The organism is Roseivirga sp. 4D4 (genome assembly GCF_001747095.1).
Classification (GTDB): Bacteria; Bacteroidota; Bacteroidia; order Cytophagales; family Cyclobacteriaceae; genus Roseivirga.
Genome location: NZ_MDGP01000001.1, coordinates 1,468,912 through 1,483,463, shown reverse-complemented (window position 1 = coordinate 1,483,463; position 14,552 = coordinate 1,468,912). Strand labels below are relative to the sequence as shown.

The following is a 14,552-nucleotide window of genomic DNA, read 5'->3' as shown; positions in this document are numbered from 1 at the left end:
ATCAACCATTAAAATATGCAGACTAGTAACTATGCCAGTGCCAAAGGTATGAGGATCATGCTTTTAGCACTATCTGCCATGCTTGTGACCTTCTTGTCACAAGGGCAACAAATCGACTTTTCTAAAATGGAATCCATGAAACCACGGAATGTCGGCCCCGCCAGTATGAGTGGGCGTGTCACTTCCATTGATGTCGTAAGGGATAATCCTGAGATTATTTATGCAGGTACTGCTTCCGGAGGACTTTGGAAGTCTGAAAGTGGAGGAATTGCCTGGGAGCCCATATTTGATGGCAATTTGGTCTTGTCCGTAGGGGCAGTGGCCGTTTCTCAAAAGAATCCTGACGTGGTTTGGGTAGGTACGGGAGAAGGAAACCCAAGAAACAGTTTAACAGGTGGTTATGGAGTCTATCGAAGCCTTGATGCAGGTGCTACCTGGGAGCTGATGGGCCTTGAGCAAACCAGAAATGTCCATAGAATCATTATCCATCCAGATGATCCGAATACGGTGTATATCGGTGCCATTGGTTCGCCCTGGGGAGATCATCCAGAGCGTGGTGTTTACAAAACGACTGATGCAGGAAAAACATGGAATAAAATCCTCTACATAGACGAAATGACTGGTGTGGGCGACATGGTTATGGACCCTTCCAACCCCGATAAATTATTGGTGAATATGTGGCAACACAGACGTGAACCATGGTTTTTCACCTCTGGTGGACCAAGCTCCGGACTCTATATGACAATGGACGGAGGTCAAAACTGGACCAAGCAATCGGCCGAAGAAAATGGACTTCCTGAAGGGGATGTGGGTCGTATGGGACTGGCCTTCGCCACTAATAATCCAGATCGGGTTTACGCGATCATTGAGGCGAAGGATAACGCCCTCTATCGCTCAGAAAATGGCGGTAAGAATTGGACCATGATCAACGATAAGTCCGAGATCGGCAATCGACCTTTCTACTACTTCGATATTTATGTCGATCCAAAAAACGAGAACAGACTGTATAGCATTTTCACCAATGTGAATGTAAGTGAAGATGGCGGTAAGTCTTTCACTGGTCTAATTCCTAGAAACCTCATTCATGTCGATAATCATGCCCTTTATATCCATCCAGATAATCCAAAGTACATGATTCTGGGTAATGATGGCGGTATGGCCATTACCCGTGATATGGGCAAGACTTGGCAGTTTGTAGAGAACCTGCCTCTGGGTCAGTTCTATCATATTGCAGTAGATGATGAAGTGCCTTATAACGTTTATGGAGGCCTTCAGGATAATGGAAGCTGGACAGGTCCTGCATACAATTGGACAAGAGGAGGCCTGAGAAATGACTACTACCACTCGATTGGTGGAGGAGATGGTTTCGATGTGGTACCGGATAAGGATGATTCACGCTACGGATATTCCATGTCGCAACAAGGTAATGTCAATCGCTATGATAAATTGACAGGCCGATCTAAAGCCGTCAAGCCGAACCATCCTGATCCAAATGTAAAATTAAGGTTTAACTGGAATGCGGCTATCGCACAAGACCCGTTCGACAATTCGACAATCTACTTCGGTAGTCAGTTTGTCCACAAGAGTGTCGATAAAGGAGATAGCTGGGATGTAATATCACCTGATTTAACTACTAATGACACCACGAAACAAAAGCAAAACGAGAGTGGTGGACTCACGAGAGATGCCACGGGTGCGGAAAACTTCACCACGATTTTGGCAATTGAGCCGAGTCCTACAGAACAAGGTGTGATTTGGGTAGGTACAGATGACGGTAATGTGCAAGTCACCAGGGATGGAGGAAGTACCTGGACCAATGTGGCTAAGAATATAAAAGGCGTTCCAGCGGGCAGTTGGGTGGCACAGATCAAGGCATCCAGATATAATAATGGCGAAGCGGTGGCTGTAATTAATAACTACAGACGCTTTGACTTTAAGCCATACCTTATGAGAACTACGAACTATGGTCGATCATGGGAGGCATTGGCTAGCGAAGATCAAGTTTTTGGTTATGCGTTGTCATTTGTACAAGACCCAGTGGAACCGAACTTAATGTTCTTTGGAACTGAGCACGGTTTGTACATTTCCATTGATGGCGCCAAAAACTGGAGCAAGTTTGAGAACGGATACCCAAGTGTTTCTACTATGGACCTGGTGATCCAGGAAAGAGAGAGCGATCTTGTTATTGGAACCTTCGGTCGTGCCATTTGGGTCTTAGATGATATTCAGCCTTTGAGAGTTTTGGCCAGCAATGGACAGCAGTCTGTTATCGATGCTTCCGTTACGGCTATACCAACCAAAACAGCATACATTACGAGTTCACGATCGGCAAGCGGACCAGCCAACCCTGGTAGTGCCACATTCGAAGGTCAAAACAGACCTTCAGGGTCGGCAATCATCAAATTCTTCGCTAAGAAACCAGAAGTGACCACACCGCAGCGTAGGGCTGAAGGTGCTGGCAATGGCAGGTTTGCGAATTTGAGTCCGGAACAAAGACAGGCTGCTGTCGGAAGAGCCAGACAGGGCGGAGGTCGCTTTGCTGCCATTAGAGGTGCCAGAGGTGGAGCTGCTAGAGGCCCACAGGCGAAAATCGAGATCTCTGATTTGAGTGGAACTGTGGTTAGAAACCTGAGTACTCCGGTTGAAGATGGCTTAAACCAGGTTTCATGGAGGTTCGATGAAGATCCACCAAAGGACACTGAGCAACCTGCCTTACCAGCGGGTATTCCTGCACAATTTGCCCGAAGATTCCAGAGAGGTGGTGCTCCAATTTTACCAGGCACTTATAATGTCAAGATTACTGTCGGTGATCAAAGTGCTGAAACCCAGATTGAAGTGAAAATGGACCCTAGGCAAGAAGTGGATATGGACATCCTTATTGCCAGAAGAGACATGATTCGTGACGTGAATAAGATGACGAATGAGGCGACCAAAATCTCTTCTAAGCTGACCAGAGACATGGCAACTGTGGACAAGGTGATTGCAGCCTTACAAGGGAAGAGAGGACGCGATGTGCTCACGTTGAGAAATAAGAGCAATGATGTCAAAAAGGAAATGCAGGCTTTATCTGCCTTGGTTGGCAGTGGTAGACGCTTCGGTGGTGGAGGAGATGGTCCAACACCGCTACAGAACAGAGGCTTCAGCCTTTCAAGAAGTGTGAGTGGTTCCTATGATATGCCTGGCAGAACACAGGAGATGTTGATGAAGCAATTCCAAGACCAGTTGAAGGAAGTTCAGGGGAAAGTAGATGCCTGGTATAGCGAAAACTGGGAGGCTTATATGGAAGAAGTGAAGAAAGTAGATTTCTCACCAATAGGAAGCTCCAATTAAGATTTGAGTAGATGTGTTGTTAAAACCACTCCGATTTATCGGGGTGGTTTTTTTGATTTATACCAATAAAAAAAGCCTCCCCATTGGGAAGGCTCATCTCAATTAATGTTCAAAATATCGACTATGTTTAAGTGAACTGTCTGTAAGTTAGTTAATTAACTATAAATACCAAAGCCGAAAACGTACTGTTATGTGAAGAAGATAATGATCGCGCCTAGACCTGTCATGACCAGAATAAAGCGCCTGAAAAGTTTGTCGTTAACCCTTTTGAGAATCCGTATGCCGAAGAACAAGCCTACGAAAATTGCTGGAATGGTGACCGCACTGACCTGAATAGTTTGCAACGTAATGGTTTCCCAACTCCAGATATGAAAGGGGACTTTAAAAAGATTGATAATCAGGAAAAGCCATGCCGTAGTGCTGATAAAGGCATCTTTGGGAAGCCGCATCGCCAGGAAGAAGATATTGGCAAATGAACCTGCTAAGTTCCCTACCATGGTTGTAAACCCAGCAGTAAGCCCCATAATGCCGGCAAAGCCTAAGTGCTTTGGAACATGTTTTGAGCTTCTCTGATCCCACCAAAACATCACTAACACTGAAAAGAGAATGACACCTGCCATGCTCTTTCTAAAAATCTCTTCAGTTAACGAGTCTCCAATCCAAGTGCCTAATATGACACCAAACATCATAAAGGGCAGCAGTCGAATGAGGTACTTCCATTGCGCATGCCTATGGTAATAGATGACGGCAAAGATGTCACCTATGATAAGCATGGGCAGGAGTATGCCAGTAGAACTCTTGGCGCCAAAAACAAATACTAACATAGCCACGATGATAATGCTGATGCCCTTAATACCTGACTTAGATAGGCCCAGCACAAAGGCGGCTGAAAAGAGTATGAAAAGGTCCAGCGCGTTGAGTTGTCCAAGCATCGCCCGAAGATAAAAAATACTTGTTCAAAAGGTCTGGGGTCTACCAAGCATTCATTTCATCAATCAATTTATAGCAGTTCGGGTGATAAAAAGCCAATACATTCATTAGAAACGTGAATTCTGACTTGATTGAGGCAACTCAAAAATATCAAAATGAAGGTCAGTCACTTAAAAAGTCAAAGGTTACACTCTCTAGATGCGCTCAGAGCGATCATGATGCTGCTCGGTATCGTGTTACATGCAACAGAACCTTACAGTCTAGGGGAGGATGCCTCCTGGGCAAAGGACCCGAATGGGACTCACATATCGATGAACTATATCTTTGGTATCATCCATATTTTCAGAATGCCAATTTTCTTTATGGTTGCTGGCTTCTTTGGATCTATGCTCTTTTATGAACGAGGCCCACGTGCTATGATGAAAAACAGGTTGAGACGTATACTGATGCCTTTTGGAGTTTTCTTATTGCTATTACATCCCATCATAATTTCTGCTTGGACCTATACCTCCGAAACCATGGGTGTGAGTGTTAGTCGAATGCTAACTACCATGACATGGCTTCCCGGCATGACTTATCATCTATGGTTTCTTTATTACTTATTGATGATCACAGCCATTTCATTCTGTCTAGCCAGCGCGTTGAAACATACTCCTCGATTTACCCAATGGATTACCAGGGCTTTTGAATGGTTGATGAGAAGAAAGATGGTGTTTATACTGGTGTTCTCCATTGTTGTCTTCTTGTTGTTGGTCTGGATGTGGGATACCTGGATATCGACCCCTTTGTCATTCACTCCAGATCTTCCTGTACTTGTCGCCTATAGCCTCTTCTACTTTATTGGATGGGTGCTCTTTAAGTCCAAACACTTCTTGGATAATATGATGAGAAACGACTGGGTTTTTGCCATTTCAGGGCTAGTCATATTTACACTAAGGTTCATATTCAGACCTTATATTGATGATGTATTGTACGGAGCTCTGAATGCCATTATGGTCTGGTTCTTTGTCTTCGGTATAACGGGACTATTTATTCGCTATGCAAGTCGATATTCGGCCCGAATGAGATATGTGTCAGATGCTTCTTACTGGGTTTATTTGATTCATCTTCCGCTAACAGGCCTCATTCCAGCCTTTATTTTCAATTGGCCAATACCAGTCTTCCTGAAATTTCTGATCGTGGTGGTTATTACCACAATAGTGTGTTTTACTACCTACCATTTTATGGTCCGTTCTACCTTTATTGGCAAGTTTTTAAATGGAAGAAGATACCCAAGAAGAGGAAACCCTAGTTAGACAGTTTTGGATTTTAGCCAACTCCTAAAGGCTGAGGCACGGGTTCTGCTTATGGTTATGGTCTCAATGCTTCTACAGGAAGGAGAGAGGCTGGCTTCAATTTTACCATGATCGAGTGCCTTGATGCTTTTTACAATCTTATGACTCAAGATCGTTTGGCGGTTAGCTCTAAAGAAGTTCTGATCATCCAGATTCTTCATCAGTGCATCCAGAGAATGCGGATAAACCAATTTACGGTCTTCATCTGTCATAATAATTACGGAGCCAGATTCGCTGACCGCACATCGAATGCTTTCCTGCTTGATGAGGTGTCTCACTTTACCCAGCGTCACATAGATAGGTTTGGTCGATAGTGATGCATCACGATTGGACTTAGTGCCTGTAATGGCCCAGTTCCTTGAGAAATCCATTCCTGTATCTATCAAGGTAAAAATGACCGTAAGGGTAACCATACTAAGGTTTATGACCATCAACTCATCAAATGAATAGAAACCGCCATAGAAGAAATAGGTGATTCCGATGACAAGTGCATTCAACAATACAATGACCAGTAAGAATTGTAAGGAAACCTGCCTTACCAATCTCCTTGTAATGCCTTCTCTCCAAGGGAACTTGACTTCCACTTTTTTAGAAACCCATCGTGTGGTCGAAAGTAAGATCCAGGAGGCTATTATGGCATTAACATATTCTTCAAAGCTGACAGAAACGAGAGGGCGCTGGTATTTATAATCAAAAATCACATTGACCAGGGTATTGCAACTGATGCCGAGCAGTACAATGCTGACCCATTTCCACTTGAATGTCTTGAGGAATGACGCAATTATCGATTGGGAGAAAATCTTGGTTTTGGCAAGAAAAGGAGAAAAGGCTCTGGTATGCATAAATCAACGTTTAGTAAAAACTTTTACTAAAGATTTGAAATACAGGCTAAGGATGCACGGGGAAGGAGTTTATTACCATTAGGTATTTACTTCTCATGAAAAGAACAAGGCATATTGGGCGTGGTGAATTATGCCTTTTTGATAATTTTTGAAATGATAATAGTTACCAGAGGTTGCGATCAGGTAGAGAAGGTTTGGGTAACAATTTGGGTAACATTTGGCCAAAATCCATAAAAAAAGCCCCGTACTCAATGTACGAGGCTATTATTGCGGAACGGACGGGACTCGAACCCGCGACCTCCTGCGTGACAGGCAGGCGATATCATATAACAAGTTGGTTGAAGTTGGCTTAAAGTGGCTTTTTAGGGCGATTTTAGACTCGTTTTACTAGGACTTGAGCCAAGAAAATGCGATATTTGTTTATAAATAGTTTATAAATTTATAAACACGTAAAGCATTGAGTCTCACTACAAAAGTACTTCTAAATAAGGTTCGTCAAAAGCAAGATGGCTCCTATCCTTTAGTAATCCGAGTGACCTACAATCGTAAGATTGCATATATCCCTTTAGGCTACACATTTCAGGAAAAGGATTTCGATCAAAAAAATCAGGGCTTAAAAACAGCCTCAAAAGCCGTAGATAACGTGACTAGGTTTAACAATCAGGTTAAGGATGCGGTCAAGAATGTTTATACTGTAATCTCCAAGCTTGAAGAAGATGGCTCCGTTCGTGGCATGACGATGACGGACATTAAGAAAGCTATCCTAAATGAAGGTGAAGAAAACGGTGATGTTACTGTTTTTCAATTCATGGAAACCATCATTGACAATCTTAAGGCAGTTGGCAAATTCGGTAATGCCAGAATCTATAAGGACTCGCTCAATGCCTGGAAGAATTTCAGAAATGGTAAAGACCTTCTTTTCCAGCAGATCACTTACAAAACCTTAAAAGACTTCGAGAGATTTTTCCTTAAACGTGGTAGTAAAGAGAACACCATTTCTGTATATCTCAGGACTTTTAGAAGTGCCTACAATCAGGCAGTGAATGAGGGCTTGGTAAGCAAGGACAATTACCCTTTCGACAAGTATAAAATACCAAGCAATAAGACCAGGAAGCGTGCTGTTACTCTTGATGTAATAAGCATGATTGAGGCATATGAGCCTGAACCACATACGCGCCTGTGGAATAGTAAGAATTATTTCCTGTTTAGTTTCTATACACGAGGCATGAACTTCATTGATATGGCTAGTATCAAACTGGAAAACATCGTCAACGGACGAATTTTTTATACAAGGCAGAAAACTGGTGGTGAGTTTACAATTCAGATACACCCCAAAGCTCAGGCCATAATAGACTTGTACAGTGAAGGAAAAAAGAGAAGCGATTATCTTTTCCCGATTGTCAAAACCCCAAACAATCCTTCACAGACTTTTACAGAAATTAAGAATGGGCTGAATTATTTCAATAAGGCACTAAAGACGATTTCTAAGCATCTGGAGCTTGATGTGAAGCTTAGTACCTATGTTGCAAGACATACTTACGCCACGGGGCTTAAAATGCATGGCATGTCAACTGAGGTTATTAAAGAATCTCTAGGTCATACCAATGTTGCCATTACTGAGGACTATTTGAAGTCTTTTGAAAACTCCGTTGTTGATGATGCGGATAATGCCTTGTTTGGATGAGGATTACTGACCTTCGTTTATTGAAACCGATAGCTGATTATAGATAGGTACGTAGCCAACCTTTACGAATACTCTATTTGATGCTTCATTGACCGCATCTGACATAAGCCCACACTTTTCACTCCCACCATCTATTAATGTACTGGTAAGCTTATGAACTAAAGAGGTTGCATGGCCTTGCCCTCTGAAATCAGGTTTTGTAAAAAGCATACCGATTAGTGGTGGCCCAGGCTCGTTGTAGATAACTTGTGCCATAGAATAAATCACACCACCCTCGACAAGCTTATAGATATTCCCATTCTCGATTCCAGCTTCAACAAGTTCTCTCATATACATTTCATCACGGAAGGCCTCTTCCTCATATTCTGCCTGATGGTATTCAAAGCTCATGGTTCCGAGCTCATCAAGGTCTTCAGGAGATGCAAGGACTAAATTACCAGGTAGGTTATCAAGTGCGTTTGGTTCCAAGCATTCATATATAATTCTGTCCTTAAGAACCCTGTACTCTGCATTATTCACCTCTAAAAAACTTAGAAGTAAATCCTTATGACCAGTAAAGACGAAGTTCCTAAATTGAGCTATCTCTATTTGCTCATTCAAAGCTTCTATAATTTCTTCACTCCAGCCAAAACTAACAATGTAATAGTTTCCCGATAACCAAATACAGTAGGCATGTGATCCTTCATCGCCAATTAAGTTATACAATCGAAAAACATCAATGCCTTCTGTAAACATTAACCTCAAGGGGTTATGAAAGACAAAGTAATTTTGTTCGATTACAGCTCCATTTTGCTCAAAGAAATCGTCTGTGTTGTTGAATGGTTCGTACCTGACCATAGTCAAAGTTGATGAATTAATGACAAAGGTAAAAAGACTAACTTAATGCTTGTTGTTCAAGCCACATCATCGGCAATACGCTATCTTAATGTTTCAAAAACATTGAGTTAATCTAATAATTCAGGAATGAGACTCTTGAAATCTATGAGCCATTTGACAAATGACTTGTTGTCCTCCCAGGTTTGAAAAGCTCTCTTTAATTCGTCTGGCCTGTGTCCTTTGTAGATGTGATTTTCAACTCCATAAAAGAATATCTTCATCGATATTGCTATTGATACTTCTTCGTCATTGAACTGAAAGAAATCTTTGGAATTTTCTTTAAACTTTTCTTCAAGTAAGAGTTTTTGAAGTTTCGGTTTATTAATGGCTCTCCAACTAACAATATTTTGAAACTCTGGAATTGAAGATTTACATCTAGACCATAGATCGGAAAAACCAAAGTCAATATTTGCCTCAGCATTTCGAACAATTCCTTCAATTGAGCATGCCTCTCTCAAAAAATTTTGATTGAAATTATCTAGTGCAATCTTCAAATCAGGTTTTGATTTATGTTCTTTAGGAAGTGCATTTAGTAGATTGAAGTACTTGGCAAAGCCCTTAAAATCTGTGAAATCCTTCAAGTTTCTGTTTCTAAGGGTTTTATGAATTGCTACCAGTGGATTCTCTAATGAAGCATAAACAGATAAGATATGTTCCAAATCAATAAGGGTGTCATAAGCCTTTAATTTGGCATTTTGAACAACTCCCGTATGAGAGAATGAATTCCGTTGCTTAGGCAGCTCGTATTCATAATAATCAAAGTACACATCGCTCAATTCGTAATCTGGTCTAACTGACCTGACTTTATCAGAGAGCGCCTTAGTAATGACGCCTGATCTTGGATTAGCACTTTTAACCATTTCAGCAAAAACCCCCTCTACCTGTGGTAATGCCAATGCATAAAAAGCGAGCCATTGCTTTTTCTTGAATACTGCTCGGAGCTCCTCAAAAATATGGCTTCTGTTGTTTGTCATCGGAAGGTATTCAAAGTTTGAGCACATGCCCTCAAAGATTTTCTCCAAAGGCCTCAGTTTGAAATACTCTTTATAAAATTGCTCTTTATTCTCCTGATATAATATTTTCAGTTCTCCATTAAAACGAACCGGAACTTCTGATAACCTGTGAGATACATGGTCAATTTCTCTATAATCCAAAGCTCTTCCATATGGATGACGTCCCAATTCATATGGGTAATCTTTCCAAAAATCTAAAGACTGCAACCCAAGACCTGGGAAGATATGTGCTCTTGATTTTGCGATGGCTCTTTCATAAACCCCTTCAAGGTAATAGTCCAAAATCTTCTGGCGTTCTTCTTGGCATCTAGAGTAGAAATCAAGTATGGTTCTAGTATCATGAAATGGTCTGACTTTACGGGTGACAAGGAAGTCTTTGACTTCCTCCAGACCTTCATAAAATTTGATCAGCTTGTTGATCTCCTTTAAATCTTCTTCTACTTGTGGTTTTAGGTAATTCAGATGGTGATTGGGGATTTGGCTGAAGCCAGATACCCATCTTTGAAACATTTCCTCAGAGTCCTCTTGTTCATCATGCTTCTTACCTACAGGTGTCATGGTTCCATCCGAGTTTATGCGATGTACCTGTACCTTTTTACGGTTTCCAAAAAAATGATCGACAACTTTTGTAATGCCCTTATGAATAGATGACGGATTGTTCTGTAAAGACTTATTTATAGGCTTGATATGTTTAAGAGCCTCATACTGGAGTTCTTTAATTGATTCAAAAGAGAAGATTAACGGCATTAATCTTAACGATAATTCAACACGAAATGCATCAAGGTCTTTTCCCGTCTGACCATAACTTTTTAAGTCAATTAGTTTTCTTCTTGGAGACATACAGACTAATATAGGACTATCCATTTATAGTTTTTATGAATGAACTCAGCGTTATAAAGGCTGTTTTAAAATACATGATCATAAAACACATAAGAATGACTTGGACTTCTCTCTTAAACAGCCTTCATAGGTGGGCGCAGCGGCTGCCAGGTGGTGGCTTGAAAGCCTTAAGCTTTCAAAAGTCGCAAGCGAAGCCCTGGCAGTCAAGCGAAGCGAAGGGTAGGTTTTTTTGAGATTAACGTTGCTAATCATCCAATGTGAATTTCTTATATAAGTTGTTTTAGGTTTGTCTTAGAGAAATTAATAATGCAAATGATAACCTTACATTCTGAAGAAACATGGCCTGCTAGTTTAAAGAGCTACCTTGAAAGGAACCTCCAACTGTTTGCTTCTTGGGAATTCAGGGATACCAAACATGCTTTTCAAAAGGTGCAGACATGGGAATATGATTCAGCAATTTATGGGTTAAGGGATGTTTTAAATAATCATGCGTTACATGGATACCATTGTACGAGATTAACTGATGTTGAAATCGATGGAATACTTAGTGAAGGCATGTCTCTTCAAAATAAAGACACATTATCTGCGCGGATAAATCAGCTCCTTTTAGAAGGAAAAATATCAGAACACATAGGCCATCGACTTAAGAATGAAAATCAGGCTAATGAAGAATATCGCTCCCACATGCTATGGTTTTGTTTTTTTGAACCACAGCTAGCAGGAGAAAGTGGAATAAAGCGTTTCTTTAGATCTTGGGGCGGAGAAGCACTCTATAACTCTCATGAGAGTGATCCTGAGACAGGTATTGTTCTTAGTGCCATCGGAACACCCTGCTTGATAGAAGCTGAGGTTCCGATTTCCATTTTAAATCAGCATAGTTTTTTAGCTATGAAAGTAGTTCGCAATTTCTTGAAAAATAGAGATTATGATATGAAAGAATGTATAGACCACGAAGGTTATGCGACAAACAACCTCGATAGTTGTTTTATAAAAAGAGTGATGAAATATCCAGATTCAGACTTCATTCGTTTAACCGGATGTGATGAATGGGATGATCCGAATTTACTATAATCTTTTCTAACTCTCGGTTCGGTAAGCGATTTTTTCCAACCATTTGAGTTTTGTTTCAAGTCTGTGTCCCCTTCCATATTTAGGGCCACTCTTTTTATGCCCCATAAGGTCATCTATTATCTCCTCAGGAGCCTCAATATCTCTTAAACGGTCTTTGAATGTGTGCCTAAGAGAATAAATAGAATGTTGTGGTGTCGGTCTAAGCCCATGATTTGAAAGTCGCTTGTTAACGTTCCCAGAGAATGAGTCCGGGTTTCCAGAGTGATTAAATCCACCTGGTGAGTTGGAGAAAGCTTGAAGCGCTGTTCCTACTAATGGAATTTTACGTTCGGAACTCTCAGTTTTTAATTCATAACCTTTTCTAGCCCTTATCCAGATAAAAGGAATGTCTTCTTCTAATCTAATGTCCTCGGGTCGGAGACCAAAAACCTCTGAAATTCTAGCACCCGTGTCGGCAATTGCCATTACCACCAATCTATCTCTTTCATTCAAGAAACCGAGGTTGGGCAGTAATTTGTTTTGCACGTAGCTGGCTTCGAACGGTGGTCGTGAAATATTTGAGAGTTTAAAATTCAGTTTGGCAAATAAGGGATCAAAATCAATTTCGAGTTCCTGAGAAATTGCAATCTGTTGAATTATGTGCCGGACAAACCTCATCTGTTTGTTGGCACTTGAAGGGCTGAAACCAAGTCTTAATTTATCATTCAACCATGAACGAAAAGACAGTATATCCTTACGAGTTATCTGCTGAAGGTACTTATCGCCAACTACACTTATGAAACTATCTAGTGCAGCCTTGCGGGGGTTCTTCCATTTGCGGATTTGATGGGGAGACTTATTTACAAGTTGATCGTGTACCAAACCCCAGTAGAGTTCGCTGCATTGGGTTAACTTGACTTTACTTGACCCGGCTCCACCAAGTAGCGCTTCAGCTTTTTCCTTTTGATCAATGTCAACCAAAAGCCGTTCGACAATTTCGTTGAGATCCAGAGTTGCCAACTCCTCAATTGATTTATAAGAAAAACCATTGGCTCTAGCAGTTCGAACTGCTTTTTTGTAACGTGACTCTAGGTTGTTTGATGATTGTGTCTCAATGAGATCATTCCAAAATTTTTGAACTTGTCTATCGTAGATCGTGGAACGAATGACCGCTTCTTGGTAGCTGTGTGTCTTGAGAGAAATTTTTACTTCTTTTCTAGTGTCAAGATGAGACACCTCACTTGGAACTCTTCTTCTGTAAATGAATTTCCCGCCTCTTTGATAAACATAATTTTTACCCAAACCAATACTCCTTCTGTGTACCAAAATGTGTACCGTTTTGTGTACCAATTTTAGGAGCTATTGACAAGCCGAAAAGTTGATGGAATTGAGAATAATAATTATATCAACGACTTAGATAAAGTTAATCATGAAGAAGGTATGATATAGTGGTGCTCTCCGGAGGCACCATTTAAACTTTGAGCACCTATTAAGTTATTGAAATATTTAGATTATTGAGATGCTTTGTAAAACTGCTGTTTAAATTGTGTACCAAAATGTGTACCACTTTGTGTACCAATTTTGAGCGCTTTTGCTAACAACTTATTTTGATGTTCACGTTGCTCGATTTCTGTTTCGAGGCGCTGGAAAATTGGGAGAAATTTATCTCCATAGAGTGCTATTATTCGTGCACATTCATCACGTGCTTCTTTGATTTTTTCAAGTTGAATTTCACTCATATTTGAACCACCTTGATTGCATGTATATAGGAAAATAAACCTAATTCATTTTGGTGTCAATAGAGTGTTCATGCTTTGTTCCTAAAGATGAACTTTGATAAATTGAGGATATGAATCAGGAATCACTTAAGGCAATCCAAGACACGATTGCAGAATGGAAAAGTAAGAGAAACTTAACATACGAAAACAAGGATGTTGGCGCTCGGAAAAGCCCAATAACATCGGGAGAATATTTATTGTTCTTTAGTAATTCAGTATTCTTTTTTTGTGGTAATGAAAAGGTCACAATACGTGAGGAAATGGGTGTGTTTCAGACGATGACACTTGGGAATAATTCATATTCGGAAAACTCTGAAGCGGATGCACACAGGTTGAAAGAGAAACTGGATAACTTCGATGCTGACTTTGATGAAATAGTAAAAAGGAAGCTGGATGAATGCTCCGAAAGTCTTGGTTCGACCGATCCAATATTCTTTTAAATATGGTACATCTTGGACTCATTGAACCATGGTGGTTCTAAGAGGATTGATCCTCTTAGACATGATGTCTGATAGAAAAATGATAAGGATTTTATTCTTATAGAAATTGAGATTTGATCCATGTTAATCACTGTCGAAGTTCAAACTAGAACCTGTTGTAACCTTAGGAATTGAGCTTTGGGGTGAATACGGTATAGCTTCACTTTAAATGGGTTATATGCTCTTGACAGCAAGCTAAAAGCTGGCTCGTCATGTGCATAAAAATGAGTTGGCGGAGAAGTGTAAAGCGCTCATGCGTTTTACTTTTCGGAGCAAGTCTAGACTGGGGGGGGCTTAGTGGAGTTTATTCAAACTTTGGAAGTTGAGAATAGGCGGCCCCGATAGTAGCAATTGTTTGAGCCAAGTTGGACTTTGTGCGGTGGTTGGCGAGTGCGG

The 14,552-nt window shown here is 40.8% G+C and carries 11 protein-coding genes; 5 read left to right on the top strand and 6 right to left on the bottom strand.

Going from position 1 to position 14,552, the window contains the following annotated elements; translation table 11 throughout:
• Positions 1 to 15 precede the first annotated feature (15 nt).
• Positions 16 to 3,330: a WD40/YVTN/BNR-like repeat-containing protein gene (locus BFP97_RS06485; RefSeq protein WP_255399376.1), complete on the top strand. Its 3,315-nt coding sequence runs from the start codon at positions 16 to 18 to the stop codon at positions 3,328 to 3,330.
• A gap of 188 nt (positions 3,331 to 3,518) precedes the next feature.
• On the opposite strand, the gene BFP97_RS06480 is transcribed toward BFP97_RS06485, so the two are convergent.
• The gene (locus tag BFP97_RS06480) at positions 3,519 to 4,262 is read right to left on the bottom strand and encodes a sulfite exporter TauE/SafE family protein (protein WP_069841632.1); all 744 of its coding nucleotides are present in this window, start codon (positions 4,260 to 4,262) and stop codon (positions 3,519 to 3,521) included.
• Between the two features lie 153 nt (positions 4,263 to 4,415).
• Between BFP97_RS06480 and BFP97_RS06475 the strand changes: the two genes are divergently transcribed.
• On the top strand, positions 4,416 to 5,555 hold the full coding sequence (locus BFP97_RS06475; RefSeq protein WP_069841631.1) for an acyltransferase family protein: 1,140 nt from the start codon (positions 4,416 to 4,418) through the stop codon (positions 5,553 to 5,555).
• On the opposite strand, the gene BFP97_RS06470 is transcribed toward BFP97_RS06475, so the two are convergent.
• The gene (locus tag BFP97_RS06470) at positions 5,552 to 6,436 is read right to left on the bottom strand and encodes a LytTR family DNA-binding domain-containing protein (RefSeq protein WP_069841630.1); all 885 of its coding nucleotides are present in this window, start codon (positions 6,434 to 6,436) and stop codon (positions 5,552 to 5,554) included. The genes BFP97_RS06475 and BFP97_RS06470 overlap by 4 nt on opposite strands.
• Positions 6,437 to 6,893: 457 nt before the next feature.
• On the opposite strand from BFP97_RS06470, the gene BFP97_RS06465 reads away from it, so the two are divergent.
• On the top strand, positions 6,894 to 8,120 hold the full coding sequence (locus BFP97_RS06465) for a site-specific integrase (protein WP_069841629.1): 1,227 nt from the start codon (positions 6,894 to 6,896) through the stop codon (positions 8,118 to 8,120).
• A gap of 3 nt (positions 8,121 to 8,123) precedes the next feature.
• Here the strand turns inward: BFP97_RS06465 and BFP97_RS06460 are convergent, their stop codons facing one another.
• Together BFP97_RS06460 and BFP97_RS06455 are read right to left on the bottom strand one after the other, a co-directional pair.
• Complete coding sequence (locus tag BFP97_RS06460; protein ID WP_069841628.1) at positions 8,124 to 8,957, bottom strand: GNAT family N-acetyltransferase; 834 nt, start codon at positions 8,955 to 8,957, stop codon at positions 8,124 to 8,126.
• A gap of 107 nt (positions 8,958 to 9,064) precedes the next feature.
• Positions 9,065 to 10,873: a hypothetical protein gene (locus BFP97_RS06455; RefSeq protein ID WP_139135210.1), complete on the bottom strand. Its 1,809-nt coding sequence runs from the start codon at positions 10,871 to 10,873 to the stop codon at positions 9,065 to 9,067.
• A gap of 282 nt (positions 10,874 to 11,155) precedes the next feature.
• On the opposite strand from BFP97_RS06455, the gene BFP97_RS06445 reads away from it, so the two are divergent.
• The gene (locus tag BFP97_RS06445; protein ID WP_069841625.1) at positions 11,156 to 11,920 is read left to right on the top strand and encodes a hypothetical protein; all 765 of its coding nucleotides are present in this window, start codon (positions 11,156 to 11,158) and stop codon (positions 11,918 to 11,920) included.
• Between the two features lie 6 nt (positions 11,921 to 11,926).
• On the opposite strand, the gene BFP97_RS06440 is transcribed toward BFP97_RS06445, so the two are convergent.
• Both BFP97_RS06440 and BFP97_RS06435 read right to left on the bottom strand, forming a co-directional pair.
• Positions 11,927 to 13,225, bottom strand: coding sequence for a site-specific integrase (locus BFP97_RS06440; protein WP_139135209.1), 1,299 nt, complete (start codon positions 13,223 to 13,225; stop codon positions 11,927 to 11,929).
• 185 nt (positions 13,226 to 13,410) lie between these two features.
• The gene (locus BFP97_RS06435) at positions 13,411 to 13,638 is read right to left on the bottom strand and encodes a hypothetical protein (protein WP_069841623.1); all 228 of its coding nucleotides are present in this window, start codon (positions 13,636 to 13,638) and stop codon (positions 13,411 to 13,413) included.
• Positions 13,639 to 13,748: 110 nt separating this feature from the next.
• On the opposite strand from BFP97_RS06435, the gene BFP97_RS06430 reads away from it, so the two are divergent.
• Positions 13,749 to 14,117 (top strand): hypothetical protein, encoded by a 369-nt coding sequence (locus tag BFP97_RS06430; protein WP_069841622.1) that lies wholly within the window; start codon positions 13,749 to 13,751, stop codon positions 14,115 to 14,117.
• The last annotated feature ends 435 nt before the right edge of the window (positions 14,118 to 14,552 follow it).